Origin of the sequence: Symbiopectobacterium purcellii, from assembly GCF_052050035.1 — a bacterium.
GTDB lineage: Bacteria > Pseudomonadota > Gammaproteobacteria > Enterobacterales > Enterobacteriaceae > Symbiopectobacterium > Symbiopectobacterium purcellii_A.
Genome location: NZ_CP189880.1, coordinates 45,230 through 69,206, shown reverse-complemented (window position 1 = coordinate 69,206; position 23,977 = coordinate 45,230). Strand labels below are relative to the sequence as shown.

Genomic DNA, 23,977 nt, shown 5'->3' with positions numbered 1-23,977 from the left:
GGGAGTCTGATACCGTTATAATCAGCTGACGATGGTGTAGCGGATATGCAGGATGATGTCCGTCATGCTCAGTAGCAGCCCTTTCTGGCTCCCGTCAGCCTCAGGAAAACTCAGCGTCAGCATGCCGGAATCATTGACCGGTATCCCCTCAAACGGCAGCCAGCGTCCGTCATTAAAGTCCATTTGGAACTGGCCGCTGTCGTTGATGCCGTTCGACACTGCTGTCGCCGTACAACCCCGGGGCAGTGACACGCTGCCGCCATAGCTGAGCACCGCCCGTACATCCTGGTACGGCCCAACCAGTGTTGGCAAGGTGACGCTGATTTGCTTAATACGCCGGGTATTACCCAGTGAGGAAGGATAATCATTACCAATGTTCAGGTCAGAGAGCGTCAGGGTGGCCTGCAGCTGTTTATCACTGGTCACGGAGAGGCCGTTACCAGCGGCGCCGACGCTACCGCTGCCGGTAGTCACCAGATTGACTATCTGGTCAGCAAGCGTGAAGGCGTCGGAGGAGAGTCCGGCGTAAACCTCCGACAGGCAGACGGTACGCGTCACCTCTTTCTCGCGCTGGTCTTTCTCCAGATAATTCTGCTCCATTTGCGCCAGGTTCAGCATAAGGGTTTCGCCCGCCATTAGGCCGGCATAGGTGCTCTGCCAGGCTCCGGAACGGATAAACGAAGTCTCAGTGTCTCGCGCCCACTGGTACGCTTTCTGCGCCATCAGACAGCGGGAAACGGTCAGGTCATAGAATTGATAGTAGATGGAGACCAGTTTCCCACGCAGCCAGTTGTATAGCACCTTACTGGTGAACTTCTTCTTCAGAAATGTCATCTGTACATGCGTTTGAGCCTGCTGGGTCTCCAGATACGCCTTCTGCAGCAGGGCTGCTTCACGTCGAACCGCCATCGTGTCAAGCTGAGCATTGATTTGATTAACCTCGGACTGAGCCGCATCGCGCTGGATTGCCCAATCCTGACGGCGCCTACGATATATCTCAGACTGGCTGAGACGATCCGAGGTGATGCGGGATACATTTCCGGCAATCTCTATGCCATAACCAAGCGCGCGGGAAATACTGCCATAGTGGGAGCCACCAAATGCCATGCCGTAGATATTGGGCAATGCGTCTAACCCTGCGGCGACGGTTTGAAAAGCGCTGGCCGTGGTGGACACTACCGATGCGTAAAGTGCCAGATCCATCACCTGTTTTTCGACGGCGCTAATATCCTCATCATACAAAGTGGTGTAACTCTCAAGACGCGCCTGCGCGCCGCGGAGGTTGATTTCAAGCGCGACCTTATCCGCATCAATCTCTTTGATAGTTCTGTTCTGCAGGGCAATGCTCTGCAGAATCAGTTCGGCACCTTGTGCCTGCATCAGCTCCGACAGGGCCTCTGCATCCTGGCGCTCAGTGATATCGAGCAGCGTTCTGCCGAACTGGGTCAGTTGCGTTGTCATGCTTCGGGCGCTTTCCAGTATCACCGGGAAGCGGTATAGCGGCATTACTGCATCAGGCATGTCACTATTGTCCTGAGAGCTTATCACCGCCGCGCTAAGCAGCGCCGCAGGGTCGGCCGGCGTGGCATAAATGGGTAGTGATAGCGGACTGCCGTCAATGGACAGGTTATGACGTAGGTTGTACAGGCGTTGCGCTAGCGTCTGCCAGTAACCAGCCAGCTTCCCGTTTTTCTGCGGCAGGAACAGGGTAGTCAGCGAGTTGCTGTTGGATAACTTACCGGAGGCACGCTGCTGCCGCACCATCATGAGCGAATGCTGGGTCAGGGTTTTCGTGGTCTTATCAGCCGCATCGCTCAGACGTGGGGAGTTCCAGGCTGTAGCGTTTTTCATGTAGGGCTCATCGCCAAGAATGTCCATCGCCTGAACGTACCACATTTTGGCTTCTTTTAGTGTATCGCGTTCAAGCTGGCGGTATGCCGCGTCGCCGCGGGCGATTAACAAGTCAAGGTACGACATAAAGGTGGCGACCTTATAGTGCATCGGGTCCGCCTGCGCCACCGCGTCCGGGTCGCTGGAATCTATCTGGCTAGATTTCCAGATGGTTTCCTCCTCCAGCGGCCGCACGTTCCATACCCAGTTTGCAGGCTGGTTATTCACCAGATAGCCATACGGGTTCCAGACGTATTTAATCCAGTGCATGGCTTCAGTAAATTTACTTTCGTTCAGCAGGCGCTTAAACACCATCATCGGGACATAGTAGAACATCTCCCAGAAGTAGAGGGCATTGGCGCCGCTGAAGTCCATCGGTTCAGTTGTCTGGTCGTTTAATATAATAACATTAGAAAACATGGTGATGTCTGATATATCGGGGTTCAGTTCAACAGTGGTATCAGTGGCGTCTGTATATTTAAAATGAGCCCCCACATTATCTGCATCGGTGGTTGTTTTGTTTGTAAGCAGAAACACCTTGGCAATGTAAGTTGGATGTAAAATATTGTCTTTATTCGCTAAAGGAATAAACAGCCTAACGCTTAAATATTCATCAGTAAACATCCCTGAATATATTTTATATATGTTATTATCATCAATAACATGTCTGAGATTGAGAGAAAACTCACGGCTTTCACCATGAACCGCCGGATTGTACGCAGGAAGAATAAAATCGACATAAAATCCAATGCCCAGCTTCGGTTCTTGCAGTTCTTGGGTATCCATTGATAGTACGGCATTCAGCCCTCTGTTCGCCTTGGAAATAAGCTTTTTAGCAAACAGCGTATTCACCCTCACGCGATAAACTCCGTATTCCAGATACTGCGCATAGGTATCCGTACGGTTAATGGAAATGATTGGCATGGTGTTTTCATCCACCCGGATCAAGGTAATACCTAATGTATCAGAACCGAGAAAACGAAGATCCCCTTGGGGGGCTGTAGCGTTTATCTTTAATTCAAGCCGAGTGATATTGTTGCTGAATGCACTGAGAGGGATTGAGATATTTTTTTCTAAAAAAGAAAATCCTGTTCGTTCAAAGGAGTAAGCCTGATAGTTATCTGCCGTAAAACTTGCACTTACGGGACCGCTAACGGAAAGTATTATACTATTCAAGTCTATTGTTGTATCAATTTTTTTAAAATCACCAAAACATAATTCGACTGGGGTTTTATTTACACGTGATGCCTCCGACATAAAGGCATATACATAGTTATCAGCTTTTATATTATTAGATGTCCATTCTCTACGGTCGTACACATTTTTTTTAAATGGATACGGGTCACCATAGCAGTAGTAATTTAGATAACTAGTATTAGGATAATTAAAGCAATAAATAGTATCATTAAGAGCCGGCTCTATATTATCTAGCACCTTAATAAAGCAAGTTACGCTATTAATAACACATTCAAAGTTCCTGCCAGAGTGCTGTGAGATTGTGCTCCGAAGCTTAGTGTTCGGCACATAAAAAACATCACCCTCATTCCATAGGTAATTCATCATATTAACCAGAGTGCCGCTTCTCCCATCTGATTTTAGGTTGTAACCTATATTTCCGGAGACGTTAAATTTAATATTTGCGTCGGTACCCACTATGCTAGAAGAGATGTTTTCCCATTGAACATTATTCAGACTAGTATAGTTACCATATCCCAATTCATGATCAACTTCGGAAACATCTAAGATATTTACTTTTGTCTTTCCGCCGGTGTAAGGCGTATTAATCCTGAGAGTGGATGTGGTGTCCATCTGAAGATAGATATAACCAGCCATTTTGGCGACGAGATCAGCGGAAGCTATTTCAATCTGACCATCGATAGATATAATCAACCCGCTGGTTCCGGATGGTAAATTAGAATAATCGTCTTCTTTTTTATAAAAGAAGACGTAGAGTTTTTCCTGCTCCACATCTTTTGCACTGTACATGCTGTAGCCAGCAATATCCGTACTGGAGGTAGGCAGGTTAGTACTGTCGAGTTCAATGGTTATGGGTGCACTCCAAGTGCCGTCATGCAGGATATGCGTATATTTTAGCTGGCATTCCGTGTATTCTTGGGGCGTACTGTCGCCCGTAATTAACTTTACCCTACCTTCCACCCAGGTCAGATACAGTCGCGACTGAAATATGACAGGGCGCACCATACTATTTATGGGCGACAGCCCGACGGTAATTTTTTTCCACTCGCTCCAGGCGTTGGCAGGGAGCTTGCCGTCAGACATTTCATCAATGACCGCGCTACGCCAGTAGTACTCTCCGATAGCCGATTTGCCAATCAGGTATGTCTTACCACTACTTTTATTGACACCGTCATGGTAGCCGCTGATAACATCAAGGTTGGATACTTCCTCAAAGCGGGTCATGTAGGTTTTAAACGCGTCTTCTACAATATCATCGGTCAGCTGGCTCTGGCTAAGCGTCTGCAGCATCTCGTCCATCATGCCGGTCTGCCCGATACGCAGCGTCGGGTCAATGTAGTTTTCGGGATAATAAGCCAGCTGCGACACCCCCGCCCAAGTGCTGTAACTTTTGTTGTAAGTGTCCCAGTCGCTGGCAAAGAAGGTTTTCGACTTCACTTCGAAGACCACATCCTCTTCCTGAAGGCTAAGCGCACGGTTGATGTACAGCTGCACACTGGTTATGGCCTCCGCAATCCGGGTAGTTTTAATCTGGGCCGACACTTGGTTGTCAATCAGCAGCCAGCTGTATAGCTTGTCACGGCTGATCACCCATGACGGTGCGATATTTTTGATAACGTACCCGCTAGCGGCCGCGCTGATCGCTTCGTCCAGAGTGGCGCTCAGCTGTGCGGTCTGATTCGTATTCAGTCCGGCCTGCAGGGCGTAACTGGCGGCATCCCAGTCGGCATCCGGCGAGGTATGAGTCAGTTTCACCAGCATGGCCACGTTCGCCGGGCTGATGTGGAAGGTGGTAGCAACATCCAGCCACTGCAGGGCGTCCCGCAGCTGTATCCAGCTGTAGAAATACGTGTACGAGGAGCACTGCGCCAGCGCCTGGGTAAGCGCCTGCTCATCTAGGTTGAGTGCTGCAGCCACCGTTCTTACGGCAAGGTTGTTTTCTTCAGACCCGAAATTACCACTCAACGAGGTGAGAATTTCAGAGGCAGACGTACCGCAGAGGGAAAGCAACGCGTGCAGCTGTGTCAAATCATACAGCGTGCCGATGTCATGGTTCAGTACGGTGGCTTTTTCGGTAATAATGCTGGGGTGTGCCACCACCCATGACAGTTCTGCTGAACTCATGCCGGTATTGCGCACAATCAGCACCAGCTGTCCCATCACCTGACAGTATGACACCAGCGCGTCGGTCTGGGTGTCTTTGTCTAACAGCGTCAGAAACGCGGACACTGTTAGCGTCTGCGGCTGCAGTTGACTCAGCCACTGAAGGACGGCAGCAGCCGTTTCGGCTGACTCAAGCTGTGTGGCCGCGGCAATAAAGGGGGCTGCCGCGGTTATTAAATCTGCCTCACTGTCATTGCTAAGGTCTTGGCTGGCAAGCCCATTTTTCAGTGTGGTAATCAGGTTTTGAATGTCCGGTGAAAAAGTCGTGCTGAAGCGGTCAGTCAGCATCAGATACAGGTCGCTGACCGTCCAGTTAATCACTTTCAACCACTGCATGTGCCGGTCAATAAAGCCCACCAGTGGTGACAGTGCTTCGCCAGACAGGCTGCCAACAGGTGTTGAAGCATAAGGCGAAACGGACAGCAACATGGCCAGTTCGGTTACGCTCAGAGCGTGGATATCTGCCAGCAGGCTGACGCGGTACAGGGCGGACAAATTTTCAATCGTACAGGTAAAAACCGACGGACTTGTGTCGCCCGAAACCAGTTTCCAGAGCGTGTACAGTTCCGTATCATTAACACCAAAAGCGCGCTTTATCACACCTGTGTGGAAAGTATCGGTGAACTCGTCCGGATCGTCGGGATCTAGCGTAATGGTGACGCCGTTAGCAAAAAACTCGGTACCATTCAGCATTGGCGTGTTAAATAGACGCGTAAAGGCGCTGGCCTGGTTACTGTGCGCCGTCTGCCCGATAGCCGCGCCGGAAAGCACGATGGAGGCAGATACACCAATTCCGTAGCGCTGCATATTATAATGCACTTGGAACAGCTGTCTGAGAACATCAGGAGTAAGATTAAAATTACTATTGCTGCTCTCAACAATGTTGCGGATATCTGACGGGTCAATGCCGATGGCTTTGTAAAGCCGGATGAGTTTGTTCAGTTTCAGCAGGAAAAAATTAAATGGATATGTAGTCTGCTGAAAAATAAAAGAGCTGTACGCACCGCTGGAGTTAGTGGTTCTGCTAATTCCTATTTCAACAGGGTTGCTTAACTGTGCTTCACTTAATGAAAAGGTGATGGAGTAAGGTGTATTGATTTTGGGGATGAATTTTTCGGTTGCGAGCAAGTCATCAGATAAAAAACTTTCTGTACCAATGGAGAAATCAGTATAGGATAAGGCGTGAGAAAAATTGTAATTGAACTGAAACTGTCCTCCTCCCAAAGGGAGTAATTCAGCATAATTCAAATTGTTTGTGTTGTCGCCATTTTTGCGGGTCATCAGTAGCGCATTTAGCTGACCATCTGACTCCAGTAATGAAATCAGATGATCATCCTGGTAATACTCTACGCCCGGCATTATAATGTCAAATGGTCTTAAAATTCTCAGCAGCGAACTCATTTCATCGAAGGTTATCCCATACCAGTTGGAGAGATAAGTGATATCCTGGAAAGGGGTTATGGGAATATCCCCGAAATTTTCCTTGATCAGGTCATCCACATTATCTTCAGTAATGTCCTCGGTCAGGATTTTCTGCAGCTCAGGTGAAATGTCCCCTTGAATACTGAGCAGCGCGGCGGTATCCATTTCCGACGAGACGGTGGGATTATTACGGAACGAAGCAAACTCAGGGTCCTGCATGGTGATGCACTGGCGGACCATTTCATAACTCTGGTTGTAAGGTGTGTCACTGGTCTGTCTGTAAGTCGCGAGCATATTCATAACGGCGTCATAGTCTTTATCTTCCTGCTTCTGAATATTATTCAACAGCAGTTCGTTAGACAGGGACAGGGTGGACAGCTCATCATCCATGTTGGTCTGGGACAGGGAAAGGGATGCCAGATCCGGACGACGATTGTCGAGGTGGTAATGTGATGTTTCCGGGTGCAGGTCCCTGGCCTCCCGGTACAGTTCAGTTAGATACGCTGCCGGTGAGAACATTGATGCCACGGAGCCGGTTTTTACGAAGCTGCTGGACCGCGCAGGAAACAGGTCGTCATAGCCGCCCAGCATGGGTGACTGCTGGATGCCTAACCGGACGGCGCTCTCAAGCTGGGGATTAGCTCTACTTAGAATGCGGGATTCCGCCATTTTGTTTTCTTGCAGTTCTTTCTGCGCCAGCTGATAGAGGAAGTTCTTTTCGCCCCAGCTGAGCGCGTCACCGGCCAGCGCTTTTACTTCGGAAAATGAGCGGATCATGATGTGCGGCAGGGTGATCTGTTCATTTGGGGAATAATTATTCCGGCTGGCGTTCAGCTTGCCAAGTATTTCGTCGATTAGATACATATAAAATCCTCATCTCATTATTAAAGCATGGGATAACAGGTGAAGACAGAGCTTTTTTTTTGCATGTCTATAATGTTTGGCTCACTAATTCTGAGCTTCAAACAGCGCCTTTTTTGACTCCCGCCTTAGCGGAAAAATATAAGTAGTCTTCTCATTCTACGGAAAGCGCGCTTTCCGGGCGTAAAGTGTATGATTCAGGGAAAGGCAGTAATGACGTCGGGACCACGAAGCTCCCCAAGAAAATTTATCCGCATGGCTGATTCAATCGTCTATTAATTACTTATAGGTAAGTATTGACTATAAACAGAAAGATTTGGAATTTCTGAAATTTATGCTTTTCGTTAAATTAATTTAAAATCAATGCATTAACAATATTTTACTTGATTTATATTATACTTTATTTCTCAATTAAAAGCTGAATTCTGGAGTTTTATTTTTTATCTAAATTTAATTTAGAATAAAAAACCGAAGATGTGTTTTTTTTACTTTTTTATATTTATGACCATTAATAAGATATTTCGACAACAATTAACTGAATTTTACGGCGTTATTGAATAATAGGGAATAACGCTGTTATGACACGCCTGTTTTGGAGTAACATGCTGATAACTCCTCGATACATCGGCGTTTTTGAATAAATTAAGACGTTGTTTTATAATGGTTATTATAAGAAACAACAATGAAAAATCTGTCTACAATGACTTTCCTTAAGTTAACCTTTTGATTTTTTTCGTTAAAAAAATAAATTTTCCATAACAGAATATTACCCTATTGATTCAAAATTAATACAAATTAATTACGGTGCATGTTAAGGTAGTTGCCGCCCCAGTTGATTCATACGGCCAGCGTTTCCCGCTCCGGATTTAGCCACACTTCGTCCTGCCGCTCCCAGTTTCTTGTTGGCCCTGACCAACGATGCGGGTTCTGCATTTTTGCTGCCTCATACACCGATTTTCGCTTTACCAGCAGCAGGCGGTCTTCGCCCCTGTGGCGCTGACCTGGCGTCACATACCGAATGGCGCTATGGAGATGCTCTTCGTTGTACCAGGCTACGAAGCTTTCCACCCAGGTTCGAGCCTCTTCCAGCGTAGCGAAGCCTTTTTCCGGCCACGCTGGTGCATATTTCAGCGTTTTGAAAAAAGATTCAACATACGCGTTATCATTGCTCACGCGAGGCCGACTGTGCGATGGCGTTATCTTCAGTTCCGCAAGCTTTACCTGTAGCACCTGGGATTTCATCGGCGCACCGTTATCCGCATGCAGCACTAGCGGCTGCTGCCAGCAGCGCTCACTCAGCACCGTGCGCCCCAGCAATTCTGCTGCATTTTCTCCGCTTTCAACGGCATACACTTCGTAACCGACGATTTTTCGGCTGAACACATCTTCTATCAGATACAAGTAAAACCAATGGCCTGCCGTCAGCGACTTCAGCCAGGTGATATCCCACGCCCATAGCGGGTTGGCTGCCGTCGCCTTCCAGGTTGATATCGCCTTACGGCGCGGCTTTCGTTGCCGGCCACGACGGGCCATTTCTCCGGCTCGCCGCAGCACTCGATAGAAAGTCGCCTCGCTGGCGATATAGCGGCCCTCATCTACCAGATGTGGAACTATCTGCGCAGGAGGCAGGCTGGCGAACCGCGGCTCATGGCAGATGGCCAGAATCTGCCGTTCTTCTTCAGCACTGAGTTTATTTTTCGGCACGGGCCGTGGCGTTATGGCTCGTCGGTCGTCGGGCACCTGTTTCCAACGCTGTAGCGTTCGTTCGCTCAACCCCACACTGCAGCAGGCTTTGCTCACCCTGGCGCCGGCATTTACGGCTTCCTGCACTATCGCCATCAACCGTAGCCTGTCAGTGGTACGCGTCATTCGTCCCCGCTTTCCTGGTCGAACAACGCTTTGAACTTTTTTTCCAGTATCAACAGCGCAGCAGCTTCTGCCAGCGCCTTATCCTTGCGGGCTATTTCACGGTTAAGCTGTTGCCCCATTCCCACTCGAAACGCAACAAAGTGACCCACTGGCCAGAACGGTGATTTTATCCGACTCTGGCCAGTGGGTCACTTTGTTGCGTTTCGAGTGGGAATGGGGCTTGAATTTCGTTTTGCTGTTTTTTGACGATCACTTTTTCTTCCCGCTGGCTGGTCTGCATAAATTGCTCCTTCCACTGCTGTATAGCCAAGCGACATTATTTTGATAACAGCCAGCTATGCTTCTTTGCCGCATATCAGGGCATAGGATGTAATCATTTTTAAGTCGGTTGGCTATATCTGCTCAGGATAAAGGCCTTTACGGCGACAATATTCGGCAATAGCGTGTGCAGACAGAGGTGCCGTTTCAACGAGAACGGCAAAGCGCGCTTCCTGCGACCATTCTTGAGACGGTTTATCTCCCGCATCTGCAGCCTGGTTAGGAATTCCGGCTTGAGAACGCCAAGCATAAAGCGTATTGGTTGGGATCCCTTCAGAACGGGCGATCTGAACAACTGACTGGTTATGCGTTGGCATCATTCTGGCGATCACAGCTGCTTTACGCTCGGGTGAATAAGTCTTCATTATTGTCGTATCCTGCCCCCTGATTTTTTTCAGTTATAGCTAAGCGACATTATTTTGATAACAGCCAGCTATGCTTCTTTGCCACATATCAGGGCATCGGCTGTAATCATTTTTAAGTCGGTTGGCTATAGAGGCGACAACTACCCTGACATAGGGGGTAGGTCAGGGCTACAGGGCGCGGTTTTTCAGTGCGGGAGAACTGCTGCAGGAGCTGCAAAAAGCGCGGTCGTTGCTGAGACTTAACGAAGTGTTGCTGAAGCTGGATCGCTACCGGGTGATAGTGATAGATGACATTGGTTATGTCAAACGTGACAATGCAGAAACGGGGGTGTTGTTCGAGCTTATCGCGCACCGGTATGAAAGAGGGAGCCTGATCATCACCAGCAACCATCCGTTCAGCACATGGGGAAGTATCTTCGTGGATGAAACGATGGCGGTAGCGGCGGCAGATCGGTTGTTCCATCACGCGTATATCTTCGAGTTAAAAGGAGAAAGTTACAGAAAGAAAACGTCAAAAGCGGTAACCCAGCAGTCAACTAAGCAACAATCATAAGGCGGTCAAGGTAGTTGACGACCGGCAAAAGTAATTGACGCCTAATACCGGGGCAATATTGAAATGGATAATCAGTAGAAAAAAGAATACGCTCCTCACCTACTATCGCTACAGCTCTGTCCAAAAAATGAGGAAGGAACATACCACTCGCCGTAACATACAGATTTTCCCTGGCCATCAGTATACGCTGATGGCCAGGCAGGGCGTGTCAGGAAAGGATGACTAATGGCGGATTTGTGCCAGGTCGTCTTCAGTCAGGCCGGTCATTTTCATGACTGTGTTGTGGTCGAGGCCATTCTGCAGCATGGTACGGGCGACTTCGAGTTTACCTTCGAGCTTGCCTTCGAGCTTGCCTTCGAGCTTGCCTTCGAGCTTGCCTTCGTTGCGGCCTTTTTCAATACCACGTTGCTCACCGAGCTGAATGCCCTTCTCGATGCCCTTCTGTTCGAGCTGTTGTGCGATGGTCATAAGTGCGTCTCCGTGTTGCGGCACACGCTGTGCCAGTTCGCGTACAAAGGCTTCGGCGTCGGATGTTTCGCCTGCCTGCAGAATATAGTGTACCAGTGATATCACCTGCGATGAAGACAGATATCCGGCCAGTAAAAGGGGCGCCAGCCGATCGACCAGTTCTGCCAGATCCCGCTGATGAATATGTTTCTGCAGTAATGTCAGTGCAGCCATACTGCGATGATCGGCGATTTCATCATCCGGAATGACGGTCACATCAACCAGCGGGAAAGCATTGCTGTAGAGTTTGCCAGCCAGAGCCGGATCGTCAAACTCATCCAGCCAGCGGGTGGAGTACGGATACGGGCTGCGTTTACCGGTATAGAACAGTACCGGTATCACCAGTGGCAGTGTCTTATGGCCAGCGTCGAGATGACGCTGCATGGCGGCCACCGCATAGCGGATAAGGCGAAAGGCCATATGCCTGTCGGGCGTCGACTGGTGCTCCACAAGAACGTGAATGTATCCATCGCCGGCAGAGGTTTTCAGGCTGTAGAGCACGTCGCTGAAATACTGGCGCAGATCATCCTCAACGAACGAGCCGGACTCCAGTTTCAGCGTGCTGAGATCGCAGACCGCGCGTAGTTCCGCAGGCAGGTGGATTTCCATGAAATCCCTGGCAATATCCGGCTGCGTCAGGAACTGCCGGAACGTGGCATCGTGAGGCGTGGGCGTCGTGTTTTTCTTCTTCATCAGTCCTGGCCCTGAAAAATAATCTGCATATGTTACCACACCACCGGAGTCTGTTTGCCGGGAAGTCATCCCGGTTATTCATTCCGGGGATTGCCGGTCTGCGGTACTGTAGTGGTTGAATAATCAGGACACTAAACTTACATCCAAAACGGAGGTGTTTAGTGAACCATAAACGACAATTTACCCCTGAGTTTAAAAAGGAAGCCGTTGCCCTGGTAACAGAGCAGGGCTATACGATAGCCAGGGCAGCAGCATCGCTGGGCATAAGCAACAAAACCCTGCATACATGGGTCTCGCTGGCACGCGAGCAGAGCAACGGCGTACTCAGCGATGATGAACGTGCAGAGTTAAAACGGTTACAAAAGGAAAACAAAGAGTTACGTACAGAGAAGGAGATACTAAAAAAGGCGAGTGCCTTCTTCGCGAAACATATGTCGTGAGAGACCGGTTCATTCTCGACAATGCCACTGACTTCAGCGTTCGTACACTCTGTCGGGTCATGCGTGTGACGGCCTCTGCCTGGTATGCATGGCGAAAAAAGCTCGCCGAACCGCTGCAAAAAGACGTGGAGGTCCGGGTCAGGTTAAAGGCGCTGTTCGCCGCCAGCAGGCAGGGAGCAGGAAGCCGGACGCTGGTCAAAAGGCTTCGTGGAGAAGGCATCATAATCAGCCGCTGGCGGGTGAGGAAACTCATGCAGGAAGAGGGGCTGGTCTGCCGACAGCGCCGGACTTATAAGGTCACGACAAAACCCCGCCCGGGTGCAGAGGTGGCCCCAAACCTGCTGAACCAGAATTTTAACCCGCCGGGGCCAAATCAGGTGTGGGCGAGTGACATCACGTATCTGAAGACCGGTGAAGGCTGGCTGTATCTGGCGGCTATTATGGATTTGTACTCCCGGCAGATAGTGGGCTGGCAGGTGGACAGACGGATGACCTCATCGCTGGTCTGCGGGGCCCTGATGCAGGCATATAACCTGCGAACTCCCCCGCCGGGCCTGGTGGTGCATACGGACAGGGGGGCGCAGTACACGGGACAACGCTTTCAGGCGCTGCTGAGCAGCTACAGGCTGAGGAGCAGTATGGGAGACGTGGGTGCCTGCTGGGATAATGCGATGATGGAGCGCTTCTGGGGCAGTCTGAAACATGAATGGTTGCTGCTGGTACCCCAGCCAACACGGGCTTACATGGAGCAGGATGTGGCGACGTATGCACTGGTCAAGTAAATCAGGACACTTTTTTCTCAGCCATTTGTTCATAACGCACCGGAGACAGATCCCCGTTAGCCGCATGATGCCTGTGTAGGTTGTAGTAGCGGATATACGTCGCCACATCCTGCTCCATGTAAGCCCGTGTTGGCTGGGGTACCAGCAGCAACCATTCATGTTTCAGACTGCCCCAGAAGCGCTCCATCATCGCATTATCCCAGCAGGCACCCACGTCTCCCATACTGCTCCTCAGCCTGTAGCTGCTCAGCAGCGCCTGAAAGCGTTGTCCCGTGTACTGCGCCCCCCTGTCCGTATGCACCACCAGGCCCGGCGGGGGAGTTCGCAGGTTATATGCCTGCATCAGGGCCCCGCAGACCAGCGATGAGGTCATCCGTCTGTCCACCTGCCAGCCCACTATCTGCCGGGAGTACAAATCCATAATAGCCGCCAGATACAGCCAGCCTTCACCGGTCTTCAGATACGTGATGTCACTCGCCCACACCTGATTTGGCCCCGGCGGGTTAAAATTCTGGTTCAGCAGGTTTGGGGCCACCTCTGCACCCGGGCGGGGTTTTGTCGTGACCTTATAAGTCCGGCGCTGTCGGCAGACCAGCCCCTCTTCCTGCATGAGTTTCCTCACCCGCCAGCGGCTGATTATGATGCCTTCTCCACGAAGCCTTTTGACCAGCGTCCGGCTTCCTGCTCCCTGCCTGCTGGCGGCGAACAGCGCCTTTAACCTGACCCGGACCTCCACGTCTTTTTGCAGCGGTTCGGCGGGCTTTTTTCGCCATGCATACCAGGCAGAGGCCGTCACACGCATGACCCGACAGAGTGTACGAACGCTGAAGTCAGTGGCATTGTCGAGAATGAACCGGTCTCTCACGACATATGTTTCGCGAAGAAGGCACTCGCCTTTTTTAGTATCTCCTTCTCTGTACGTAACTCTTTGTTTTCCTTTTGTAACCGTTTTAACTCTGCACGTTCATCATCGCTGAGTACGCCGTTGCTCTGCTCGCGTGCCAGCGAGACCCATGTATGCAGGGTTTTGTTGCTTATGCCCAGCGATGCTGCTGCCCTGGCTATCGTATAGCCCTGCTCTGTTACCAGGGCAACGGCTTCCTTTTTAAACTCAGGGGTAAATTGTCGTTTATGGTTCACTAAACACCTCCGTTTTGGATGTAAGTTTAGTGTCCTGATTATTCAACCACTACAGTATATCCGCTACTACAACCTAGACAGGCATCATGCCGCTAACGGGGATCTGTCTCCGGTGCGTTATGAACAAATGGCTGAGAAAAAAGTGTCCTGATTTACTTGACCAGTGCACCTGTCAACCTCAGCCTGCCTGAGATTCAGGCGCTGGCAGTACAGCTGTACAATGGTGAATGGATTAGTAAAAGCGAAATTCATAATTCGCTAAATAGCGACAATAAAACTAACTTGTCAACAGAAGTTGTGTATAACCAGCCGCATATCCCGGTAGAAGTTGCGGAGGGTGAGACGGTTCAGGTAGTTAACGCAGAGGTCAATATTTCATCAATTACCGATGCCCGGTCACCTGAATTACCCACTAATGATCGGAGGGAATACCCGCACAATCAGGAGTCACTGGAACTTGAGATTGCCTGTGCCCTATGGCCAGGTGATGTTGATGCCTCAGCTGTACCCCGCGAGATACTGGAATGGGCGAAGAAAAAAATTAGCCGCCGTGAAGAAGACCTGATCGGTTGGGTGTGCGCTTTGCGGAAAGTCCCTGATATTTTTTCTTACAGCAGGGCATTCATTTTCGATGTGATACGTGAAGTCGATAACCGGGATATTTACCTCGATGCTGTGGCGATTGGAGCACACATCACCAGTTTTATCACTCAGTACCGAGCGTTGTACACCTCACGAACAGGCGATGATGCACAGGAAAATATTATCGTTAATACGCTAAATAGCGATTTAACACATGATAATACTGAGGATGAATTACCGGGTGCTAATAAGCTAAATAGCGAAATAACGCTGACAGAATCATCATCACGGTCGTTCCTGTCGGACTACCCTCCTGTTAATGGGGTAACTGAATTTGACGAGGATCGCCCCATAGCTAATGGTGCCGCCAATGCGGTAGATATGCTGAACAGCCAACTGTCTGCCATACCCAACGGCGGCAGTCTGGTGATCGTCGATTTGAGCAATGACCTTTACCACGCCTGTGACGGGTATTCGAGTACACAACTACGGATGGTGCAACTCGGGCCCCATTCCCACTCGAAACGCAACAAAGTGACCCACTGGCCAGAGTCGGATAAAATCACCGTTCTGGCCCTACTGGAGATCCCGTTGCATGCAGGGAAAACATCTGACTCACAAAGAACGGTTCTACATCGAAAAGCGGCGTGGTGATGGGGTTAACCAGGCCACCATCGCCCGGGAACTGGAGCTTCCTCGTTCTACCATCAGCAGGGAACTCAGACGCAATACCGACGCCGCTTTCAACGGGGTCTATTCCTGCAGAAGGGCCGAAACGTTGGCCAGAGGGCGGCGGCAGAAAACACGGCCGGACAGCGTGATTAACCAGCTTGAACCGCACATTCAGGACTTTATCAGAACGGCGCTGTCTACCCACACCTCACCTGAGGTCATCAGTGGGCGCCTGGTCCTGGAATTTGGCCTGTCCGTCAGCAAGAACTCGCTCTATCGCTATATCCAGCAGGAGCGCCGGGCCGGCGGTGAGCTGTATCAGCAGCTCCCTCATCGGGGTAAACGGTATAACTATCAGACCGATGAGAACAAACGCGGTCCTATTCCCAACCGTGTTGGCATTGAGCAGCGGCCGGCCGTTGCTGACCTCAAGCAGGAACCCGGGCATTTCGAGATTGACACCATCTTTGGCAAAGATCAGAAATCATTCCTGCTGACGGTGGTCGATAAAGCCGTCAAGCTGGTCATCATTCGCAAACTGCCCAACAAGCGAGCAGAGACAGTGGTAGCGGCCTTCAGGGACATCGTTGCCAATACCTTCTGCGAGTTTAAAACCCTGACTGCTGACAACGGTTCTGAATTTTCCCAGCACGGGGAAATTACAAAAGTCACGGGGGCACCGGTCTACTTTGCCCGGCCATATCATTCCTGGGAACGCGGGTTGAATGAGCATACCAACGGGCTGATATAGCCAAGCGACATTATTTTGATAACAGCCAGCTATGCTTCTTTGCCGCATATCAGGGCATAGGATGTAATCATTTTTAAGTCGGTTGGCTATATGTCACCCATCGCAAGGTTGCAGCACTCGAACACCTGCTCAATACGCGAGGCCGAAAATCGCTGGGTTATCGTTCTCCAAATGAGGTATTTTTAACGCACTTACAGGCGGCATAATGCCCTACCGTTTTGTTGCGTTTCGACTGGGAATGGGTCAGCAGCAACGGCTTTACGCTCTTTCCAGCCGACGTAGCGCAGCGAGTTCCGCAACGCTAGAGGGCGCTGAAGAGGCCCTGGATGCCTTCGCGGCCAAATGGGATGAACAGTTCCCGACGATCAGCCCGTCGTGGAGAAATAATTGGGAACGTCTCATCGTCATTTTTGACTTTCCGCCGGAGATCCGCAAGGTTATCTACACCACCAACGCGATAGAGTCGTTAAATGCTTCATTGCGCAAGATAACGAAAACGCGACGAATATTTCCAACGGATGACTCGGTGATAAAATTACTCTATCTAGCCTTGCATAATATCTCTGCTAAATGGACCTTGCCAATCAGAGACTGGAAACCTGCTATGAGCCAATTCATGTTGATGTATGGAGAACGAATCTCCGGTTAAGCAATGGAGTCATTTACACAAAATTCTTTACAGACTCACACCACCAACGCGATAGAGTCGTTAAATGCTTCATTGCGCAAGATAACGAAAACGCGACGAATATTTCCAACGGATGACTCGGTGCTAAAATTATTCTATCTAGCCTTGCATAATATCTCGGCTAAATGGACCCTACCAATCAGAGACTGGAAACCGGCTATGAGCCAATTCATGTTGATGTATGGAGATCGGATTTCCGGTTAAGCGATGGAGCCATTTACACGAAATTCTTTACAGACTCGCTACGTACGCTCTTGGATGTCTTGCCATTGCGGGAGTTGCCTGAATTATTACCAGCCGGGTCATGCTTAGCATACCCAAGGTGTATATCCATCTCAGCTTGAAGAACCCGTTCCGCCAGTCTTTTAGTCAGCTCCTTGAGTAGGCCTGATTCACCCAAAAGCTCCTGAGGGGAGTGGCAATCCTGAAGCAGTTGGTCAATAAGTTCGTTGCTGATAGGCATTTTTTGTCCTCTGAAGGTTTTCCTCAAAATGCCATTTACACAGATCTTTTTACACTCTCCACCTTGGGTATGCTAAGCATGACCCGGCTGGTAATAATTCAGGCAACTCCCGCAATGGCAAGACATCCAAGAGCGTACGTAGCCAAAATGGGGCGCTCGAGCTCGATATTCCGCGCGACCGCAACAGTACCTTCGAGCCGACACTGATCGGTAAGCACGAAAAGCAGCTTAACGGCTTCGATGACCGCATTATTTCTCTCTATTCCAGAGGGCTATCAACCCGTGATATTCAGGCACACTTTAAAGAAGTCTACGGGGTCGATGTTTCCGCTGGCTTCATTTCTCAAGTGACCAATGCCGTGATGGATGACGTTAAGCGCTGGCAGCAACGGCCGCTGGATGCGTTTTATCCCATTGTTTACCTTGACTGTATTGTGGTCAAAAGCCAGGACGGCGGAGCCGTGGCCAACAAGTCTGTTTACTTGGCTCTAGGCATCAACGGCCAGGGCGAAAAAGAGCTGCTGGGGCTATGGATAGCCAAAACCGAGGGGGCCAAGTTCTGGTTATCTGTAATGACAGAACTGAAAAATCGTGGGCTACAGGACATCTTCATCGCCTGCTGCGATGGCCTGAAGGGCTTTCCTGATGCCATTGAAGCTGTTTACCCGCATACGCGGGTACAGCTCTGCATCGTGCATCAGGTGCGGAACTCGCTGCGCTACGTCGGCTGGAAAGAGCGTAAACCCGTTGCTGCTGACCTCCGCACTATCTATAGTTCCGCAACGCTAGAGGGCGCTGAAGAGGCCCTGGATGCCTTCGCGGCCAAATGGGATGAGCAGTTCCCGACGATCAGCCCATCGTGGAGAAATAATTGGGAACGTCTCATCGTCATTTTTGATTTTCCGCCGCAGATCCGCAAGGTTATCTACACCACCAACGCGATAGAGTCGTTAAATGCTTCATTGCGCAAGATAACGAAAACGCGACGAATATTTCCAACGGATGACTCGGTGCTAAAATTATTCTATCTAGCCTTGCATAATATCTCGGCTAAATGGACCCTACCAATCAGAGACTGGAAACCGGCTATGAGCCAATTCATGTTGATGTATGGAGATCGGATTTCCGGTTAAGCGATGGAGCCATTTACACGAAATTCTTTACAGACTCAAGCCCTTAGTTTAAGCTATTTAGGGCTTTGTTGAATAATTTAACCGTTTGATTTACATCTTCTTTAGTTAGAATGCATTTACAGAGAATGTATTTTGTTAGAACGACAAATCAAATAGTTAGCACAATAAAAAGCATTCCGAGAGGAAAAATTAGTCGTTGAAATTTTATAATGCTTATATAAATCAGTATCTTAAATTATTCAACAAAGCCACTATTTAGTCAAATATCGTTTCATCCAGCAGTTATTTTTGGGGTTTGAGAGCAGGCTCAGCAGGGAAGATAAATACGATTCAAACATAAATCTTTTATTTGAAGTAATTAATTTATATGTCGTATACAATGTAAGTTGTTAAATAGTAAGATTTAACTCCACAATCGCTATTCACTCGGAATATAAAATATTTTTATTGAAATGGGTATAATTTATGAAAGGACTTCAGCTTTCTGACTTGTATAGTGTTCCGCCCTCACATCTTACAGACGATGTTAATTCCCGACTTGAAGAAATATACCTGAGAGTAAAGAGTCGGCAGGAATTCTCTTTGGGATATCCGCTTAATCAGAAATTCGATTATTCTGTGTTAACCCCTTTTTTAAATTTACACCTGAATAATGTCGGCGATCCTTATACTGCCCGCTCAATGCTGTTGCATACGCACGACCTGGAACAGGAAGTCCTCGGCTATTTTGCCAGACTCTGGCATGCCCGCCCCCGAACGTCACTCACACCAGACTCGTTCTGGGGCTATGTTCTAGGGATGGGGGCGACCGAAGGCAATATGTATGCGCTCTGGAGTGCGCGTGAATATTTCCGCACAGGGCCCGGAAAATCGGTAGAACAGCCAGTACTTTACTTCTCGCAGGAGGCTCATTATTCCATTGAAAAATGCGCAAAAATTACCGGGCTTGCGACTTTTCAGGAAATGGGTAACGAGTATTATCCTGGTCAGTGCCCGATTACATCAGATGGCCACTGGCCACAGGGTGTACCGGTGGATAAGCATGGCGCAGTCAATCCTGAAATGCTTTCTGCACTCGTCGGCTTCTTCACAGCAAAAGGGCATCCGTCAGTTATTGTACTCAATCTGGGAAGCACATTTCAGGGAGCATTTGATGACCCGCAGGCCGTTTGGCAAAGCTTATCCCGCGTTCCCCGGGGTGACAATTGCTGTCAGCAGGCAAATGAACTCAGTCGTCAGGACTGCTGGATACATATTGATGGCGCACTTGGGGCCGCTTATTTACCCTACCTGGAAATGGCTTGTGAAAAAGGACTCACCCGGGAAAAAGGGCCCTGCTTTGACTTTCGTCTGCCCTGGGTGAATTCTGTGGTGATGAGCACACATAAATGGTTTGGCGCGCCGTTTGCTTCAGGCATCTATATGAGCAAAGAAAAATACCGTATGAAACCCGCCACGCTGCCTGAATATATAGATTCTCCTGATACCACGTTAGGGGGAAGCCGCAACGGCATATCTGCCTTGTTGCTGTGGTACGCCATCACCGCCATCACTCCCGCCAAACAGGCGCAAACCGCCGCAGAATGTATGAAGCTGGCAGTGTATGCCTGTGAACAGCTGGCAACGGTTAGAGCTATCCACCCTGAGTTTCATATTGCAAAGGGGCCACAATCGCTGATGGTACTGTTTTCCCGCCCAAATAACCGTATATTTAACAGGTTTCAGCTCAGTGGCAGGGGTGAATTAGCGCATATTGTGGTTATGCCGCACGTTACACGCTCAGCGATCGATCATCTTGTCCATTCGTTACATGAATTGGATGCTTTTGACATAACTAAGTCAAAAGGTGATGTCCAAGCTGACCGAATCAGTCATAGTGACGAATAGCAGAACTGTTCCTGACCAATATGTAATAATTAATAAATTCAAAGGGAATTAAAAATGAAAATCAGGCATGCCGAAGATACCGATATGGACAACGTATGTGATGTTCTGGCATCCGAGTTTTTTAACGATCCGGTACTGAAATTTGCATTTGCTGGTCCCGATCCGCGTTCACGTCTGGAAACCATGCGGCGGTTTTTCCGTATTTATGTTAATCTTGCCAAAGATTACGGTGGAACGCTTATTGATGAAAATGATGCCGGTGTATTAGTCTATTTCCGTCCGGAGCTGGCGGATATGACCGATAAAGAAAACGAGGCCCTTGATGCTCAGCTTCGCCAGCAATGCGGCTCGGATTATCCAAGCGTAGCAGCGTTTATGAACGGACTTGACCATTATCATCCCGCTAACCCTCCCCATTACTATGTGTTCCTCGTTGCAGTACAGCATGCGCGACGCGGAACCTGCCTTGTCAACAGATTATTCAGTGAGCTGAATACCATTCTTGACAGGGATAAATACCCATGCTACGCCGAATGTACAAGGCTTAGCACGCGAACACTGGTCAGGCGATTTGGTTATCGCGATGCAGGGCAGCCGCTTTGCATTAAGGGCTTTCCGCCTCTATATCCAATCTGGCGTGAACCACAGTAAACAGCAGGTGATGGATATGGATAAAAAATAATAGCCCCATTCCCACTCGAAACGCAACAAAGTGACCCACTTGCCAGAGTCGGATAAAATCACCGTTCTGGCCATACTGGAGAGCCTGTTGCATGCAGGGAAAACATCTGACTCAGAAAGAACGGTTCTACATCGAAAAGCGGCGTGGTGAAGGTGTCAACCAAGCTACCATCGCCAGAGAGCTTGCTCTGCCTCGCTCGACCATCAGCAGGGAACTCAGACGCAATACCGACCCTACTTTCAATGGTGTCTACTGCTGTAGAAGGGCGGACACTCTGGCCCGGGAACGCCGTCATAAGCCTCTGCCAAACAATGCTTTTTACCCGTTGGAGCCACACATTCAGAACTTCATCAGGCAGGCGCTTTCCACTCACTCTTCACCTGAAATCATCAGTGGCCGTTTGCACCTGGAATTCGGTATATCTGTCAGCAAGAATACGCTATATCGCTATATCCTGCAGGAGAGACAGGCTGGCGGGGAGCTATATAGCTAAACGACTTAATTTTGATTACATTATTTAAATGAGCTATTCAATTGATTTTAGACGTAAAGTGATATCTACACGGAAAAACGAAGGGTTGAGTATCCGAGAAACAGCGAAGCAATTTCGGATTGGCCCTGCCTCTGTATCGCGTTGGATTAATCAAATAGAGTCAAAAGCATCGACCACGCGTCAGCGAAAGATCGATAAATCCGAGTTGATAAAAGATGTTGAACAATATCCAGATGCTTACCAAAAAGAACGTGCAGAGCGTTTTGGCGTTTGTCAGAAGGCCATTTGGCAAGCGCTTAAAAAGCTGGGATTGACCTATAAAAAAAACTCTACGTCATCCGAAAGCCGACGAAAACGCCCGGCAGGGATTTCAACAAAAAAAACAACAGTATGAAAAAGAAGGTAAACCTATTGTTTTTATTGATGAAAGTGGTTTTTCACACGATGCCCCACGGACTCACGGCTATTCCCCAAAAGGTCAACGGTGTTTTGGCCTGAAGAACTGGGGAGCTAGGGGAAGAACAAATGTTATCGGCGCTTTATTAGGCACAACGCTGTTTGCTATCGGATTATTTGATATCAATATTAACAGCGATGTTTTCTATGCCTGGGTCACACAAGTCCTTATCCCAGTACTCCCTAAAAACAGTGTAATCATGATGGAGAATGCCACTTTTCACAAAAAACATAATATTCAACAAGTCATCATCGATGCAGGGTATATGGTGGAGTATTTGCCTACATATTCGCCAGATCTTAACCCAATTGAGCATAAATGGGCACAAGCAAAAAGCAAAAAAAGAGAGATGGGTTGCGATACAGAGAGTTTGTTCTCAGTCCATATGGTGTAATCAAAATTAAGTCGCTTGGCTATAACGGCCCTGAATTCGCTCTGCACGAGCAAATTACTCAAATCACAGGGGCGCAGGTCTACTTTGCCCATCCTTATCATTCCTGGGAGAGGGGCTTGAATGAGCACACCAACGGGCTGATACGACGTTTTTACCCAAAGGGAACAGACTTCAGTCAGGTCAGTCATCGTAAGATTGCCGAACTCGAACACATACTCAATACAAGGGGCAGAAAATCGCTGGGCTATCGTTCCCCCAATGAGGTATTTTTAACGCACTTACTGGTGGCGTAAGCCTCTACCGTTTTGTTGCGTTTCGAGTGGGAATGGGGCTGAGTCTCTCAGGCAGCAAGGCGATCTTTGCCGACGGGGAAGAACTTCAGGTAAACTTACCCAAAACAGGAGAATCCGCCCATGGGCCAAGTCGCATTTGATACACAGGAGTTCGTCGAGACGCTAGAGAACGCCGGGTTGCCAAAAGAGCAGGCGCGGGCGATTTCTATCGCCGTTCGCAAGTCTCACGAGGTGGCGGATGTGGCAACCCGGCGTGACCTTGAGGATGCCAAAAAAGACATCGGGGTCAGATTCGATAAGGTTGACGCGCAAATTGCCGAAGTCCGCAAGGATTTATCGGCTGAGATGAACCTAAAATTCGAGAGAACAGACGCACAGGTCGCGCTACTACGTAAGGATATCGAAAGCCTCACCAACAGGCTCGTCATCAAAATGGCGAGTATCATGGTGGGGCTAATTGGTGTTGCCACTGCTATTATCAAACTCTTATGATTTTATATATCCATATGATTTGGAGATAATCATGGCGAAAAAACTGATTAAATCTTTGGCTTTTATGATTCCTTTAGCAAGTCTCTATTCCTTCGCGGATACAGATATTTTTACTGTGATGGATGACCCTGCTACAGCAAAGAGTGATTTTGAAGGTAATGTTTTGGCCGGATACAATGCTCAGAGTGGAAATACTCGTAAATCCAACCTGTCTAGCAGCACTACGCTAACGTGGTTTCAGAAAACTAACGCGTACAGCATTTGGGGAGAGGCTGACAATAGTTCAGCCGATGATCGTAGAAACTCAGAGAAATATCAAGCCGGTGCCAGATCAAGGAATAATCTAAATGATGATAATTATATTTTTACACAAGGTAATTGGTTAAGCGACAGATATAATGGTTACCATTCTCGCAATACGTTAACTGGAGGATATGGGCGTCAGGTTTTTAAAGGACCAATCCATAACTTGCGGCTGGAAGCTGGTCCCGGTGTTCGCCACGATGAGTATTACGGAGGCGGTAGGTCGACCAGTGCATTGGCTTACGGTGCCGCATTATATGCTTATCAGTTAACTGATAATACAAAATTTATTCAAGGGCTGTCGATATTAGCTACTGGTGACGCAACTATAAGTTCTGAAACAGGATTAAACGTTGATATGAACGACCATTTATCGTTGAAACTTGCATATAACGTTACATGGAATGAAAATCCGCCAAAAAGTGCCCCAAAAAATACTGATACAAAAACATCGTTATCTTTAGTGTATCGTATGTAGTTTGTGTGA

General features: G+C 48.8%; 18 protein-coding genes and 8 pseudogenes. 18 read left to right on the top strand and 8 right to left on the bottom strand.

Translation table 11 applies throughout. The features are described 5' to 3' along the window. Positions 1-21 precede the first annotated feature (21 nt). The 3 genes from ACQGXV_RS00390 to ACQGXV_RS00380 form a co-directional block, all read right to left on the bottom strand. A complete protein-coding gene (locus tag ACQGXV_RS00390; RefSeq protein ID WP_440862597.1) occupies positions 22-7,536 on the bottom strand; it encodes a neuraminidase-like domain-containing protein in 7,515 nt (2,504 codons plus the stop codon). Between the two features lie 834 nt (positions 7,537-8,370). Then, a complete protein-coding gene (locus ACQGXV_RS00385) occupies positions 8,371-9,402 on the bottom strand; it encodes an IS3 family transposase (RefSeq protein ID WP_440862596.1) in 1,032 nt (343 codons plus the stop codon). Beyond that, positions 9,399-9,521: a hypothetical protein gene (locus ACQGXV_RS00380; protein ID WP_440862595.1), complete on the bottom strand. Its 123-nt coding sequence runs from the start codon at positions 9,519-9,521 to the stop codon at positions 9,399-9,401. The genes ACQGXV_RS00385 and ACQGXV_RS00380 overlap by 4 nt, the downstream gene beginning before the upstream one ends. Positions 9,522-9,644: 123 nt before the next feature. On the opposite strand from ACQGXV_RS00380, the gene ACQGXV_RS00375 reads away from it, so the two are divergent. Next, positions 9,645-9,785 (top strand): hypothetical protein, encoded by a 141-nt coding sequence (locus ACQGXV_RS00375; protein WP_440862594.1) that lies wholly within the window; start codon positions 9,645-9,647, stop codon positions 9,783-9,785. Between the two features lie 9 nt (positions 9,786-9,794). Here ACQGXV_RS00375 and ACQGXV_RS00370 read toward each other — a convergent pair whose 3' ends face one another. Further along, positions 9,795-10,085: a transposase gene (locus ACQGXV_RS00370; protein ID WP_440862593.1), complete on the bottom strand. Its 291-nt coding sequence runs from the start codon at positions 10,083-10,085 to the stop codon at positions 9,795-9,797. Positions 10,086-10,242: 157 nt separating this feature from the next. Here ACQGXV_RS00370 and ACQGXV_RS00365 point away from each other — a divergent pair. Continuing rightward, positions 10,243-10,638 (top strand): annotated as a pseudogene (locus ACQGXV_RS00365) (ATP-binding protein); the annotation flags it as partial. 46 nt (positions 10,639-10,684) lie between these two features. Here the strand turns inward: ACQGXV_RS00365 and ACQGXV_RS00360 are convergent. Together ACQGXV_RS00360 and ACQGXV_RS00355 are read right to left on the bottom strand one after the other, a co-directional pair. Further along, positions 10,685-10,819, bottom strand: a pseudogene (locus tag ACQGXV_RS00360) (amidohydrolase family protein); the annotation flags it as partial. Between the two features lie 41 nt (positions 10,820-10,860). Further along, positions 10,861-11,838: an Rpn family recombination-promoting nuclease/putative transposase gene (locus tag ACQGXV_RS00355; RefSeq protein ID WP_440862592.1), complete on the bottom strand. Its 978-nt coding sequence runs from the start codon at positions 11,836-11,838 to the stop codon at positions 10,861-10,863. 161 nt (positions 11,839-11,999) lie between these two features. On the opposite strand from ACQGXV_RS00355, the gene ACQGXV_RS00350 reads away from it, so the two are divergent. Beyond that, a complete protein-coding gene (locus ACQGXV_RS00350) occupies positions 12,000-12,278 on the top strand; it encodes a transposase (protein WP_440862591.1) in 279 nt (92 codons plus the stop codon). Next, entirely contained in the window at positions 12,275-13,060 is a 786-nt protein-coding gene (locus ACQGXV_RS00345; RefSeq protein ID WP_440862590.1) for an IS3 family transposase, read from the top strand. The genes ACQGXV_RS00350 and ACQGXV_RS00345 overlap by 4 nt, the downstream gene beginning before the upstream one ends. Position 13,061: 1 nt before the next feature. Here the strand turns inward: ACQGXV_RS00345 and ACQGXV_RS00340 are convergent. Continuing rightward, positions 13,062-14,200 (bottom strand): IS3 family transposase gene (locus tag ACQGXV_RS00340; RefSeq protein WP_440862589.1). Its coding sequence is split into 2 segments (ribosomal slippage): positions 13,062-13,963 and positions 13,963-14,200, totalling 1,140 coding nucleotides; the frame shifts between segments, so codons are not numbered across the junction. Between the two features lie 34 nt (positions 14,201-14,234). Here ACQGXV_RS00340 and ACQGXV_RS00335 point away from each other — a divergent pair. The 5 genes and pseudogenes from ACQGXV_RS00335 to ACQGXV_RS00315 all read left to right on the top strand — a co-directional run. Beyond that, positions 14,235-14,351 carry an IS3 family transposase gene (locus ACQGXV_RS00335; protein ID WP_440862603.1) on the top strand — a complete coding sequence of 39 codons (117 nt, stop codon included), beginning with the start codon at positions 14,235-14,237 and terminating at the stop codon, positions 14,349-14,351. A 5-nt stretch (positions 14,352-14,356) separates the two neighbouring features. After that, a complete protein-coding gene (locus ACQGXV_RS00330; protein WP_440862588.1) occupies positions 14,357-15,436 on the top strand; it encodes a hypothetical protein in 1,080 nt (359 codons plus the stop codon). Then, positions 15,378-16,411, top strand: a pseudogene (locus tag ACQGXV_RS00325) (IS30 family transposase). Before ACQGXV_RS00330 ends, ACQGXV_RS00325 begins: the two are co-directional and overlap by 59 nt. Before the next feature lie 86 nt (positions 16,412-16,497). Then, a pseudogene (locus ACQGXV_RS00320) lies at positions 16,498-16,854 on the top strand (transposase); the annotation flags it as partial. A 36-nt stretch (positions 16,855-16,890) separates the two neighbouring features. After that, positions 16,891-17,097: pseudogene (locus tag ACQGXV_RS00315) on the top strand (transposase); the annotation flags it as partial. 37 nt (positions 17,098-17,134) lie between these two features. Here the strand turns inward: ACQGXV_RS00315 and ACQGXV_RS00310 are convergent. Continuing rightward, a pseudogene (locus ACQGXV_RS00310) lies at positions 17,135-17,356 on the bottom strand (transposase); the annotation flags it as partial. Between the two features lie 56 nt (positions 17,357-17,412). On the opposite strand from ACQGXV_RS00310, the pseudogene ACQGXV_RS00305 reads away from it, so the two are divergent. The 9 genes and pseudogenes from ACQGXV_RS00305 to ACQGXV_RS00265 form a co-directional block, all read left to right on the top strand. Then, positions 17,413-18,489 (top strand): annotated as a pseudogene (locus ACQGXV_RS00305) (IS256 family transposase); the annotation flags it as partial. 582 nt (positions 18,490-19,071) lie between these two features. Then, positions 19,072-20,376 carry a pyridoxal-dependent decarboxylase gene (locus ACQGXV_RS00300; RefSeq protein ID WP_440862587.1) on the top strand — a complete coding sequence of 435 codons (1,305 nt, stop codon included), beginning with the start codon at positions 19,072-19,074 and terminating at the stop codon, positions 20,374-20,376. Between the two features lie 54 nt (positions 20,377-20,430). Continuing rightward, positions 20,431-21,027: a GNAT family N-acetyltransferase gene (locus ACQGXV_RS00295; RefSeq protein ID WP_440862586.1), complete on the top strand. Its 597-nt coding sequence runs from the start codon at positions 20,431-20,433 to the stop codon at positions 21,025-21,027. Between the two features lie 122 nt (positions 21,028-21,149). Beyond that, the gene (locus ACQGXV_RS00290; RefSeq protein WP_440862585.1) at positions 21,150-21,551 is read left to right on the top strand and encodes a transposase; all 402 of its coding nucleotides are present in this window, start codon (positions 21,150-21,152) and stop codon (positions 21,549-21,551) included. Between the two features lie 28 nt (positions 21,552-21,579). Continuing rightward, positions 21,580-21,945 (top strand): IS630 transposase-related protein, encoded by a 366-nt coding sequence (locus ACQGXV_RS00285; RefSeq protein WP_440862584.1) that lies wholly within the window; start codon positions 21,580-21,582, stop codon positions 21,943-21,945. Continuing rightward, positions 21,869-22,402 carry an IS630 family transposase gene (locus ACQGXV_RS00280; protein WP_440862602.1) on the top strand — a complete coding sequence of 178 codons (534 nt, stop codon included), beginning with the start codon at positions 21,869-21,871 and terminating at the stop codon, positions 22,400-22,402. Before ACQGXV_RS00285 ends, ACQGXV_RS00280 begins: the two co-directional genes overlap by 77 nt. A 23-nt stretch (positions 22,403-22,425) precedes the next feature. After that, positions 22,426-22,695, top strand: a pseudogene (locus ACQGXV_RS00275) (IS30 family transposase); the annotation flags it as partial. Positions 22,696-22,815: 120 nt separating this feature from the next. Further along, the gene (locus ACQGXV_RS00270) at positions 22,816-23,187 is read left to right on the top strand and encodes a coiled-coil domain-containing protein (RefSeq protein ID WP_440862583.1); all 372 of its coding nucleotides are present in this window, start codon (positions 22,816-22,818) and stop codon (positions 23,185-23,187) included. 31 nt (positions 23,188-23,218) lie between these two features. Further along, complete coding sequence (locus ACQGXV_RS00265; RefSeq protein WP_440862582.1) at positions 23,219-23,968, top strand: DUF481 domain-containing protein; 750 nt, start codon at positions 23,219-23,221, stop codon at positions 23,966-23,968. Positions 23,969-23,977: the final 9 nt, after the last annotated feature.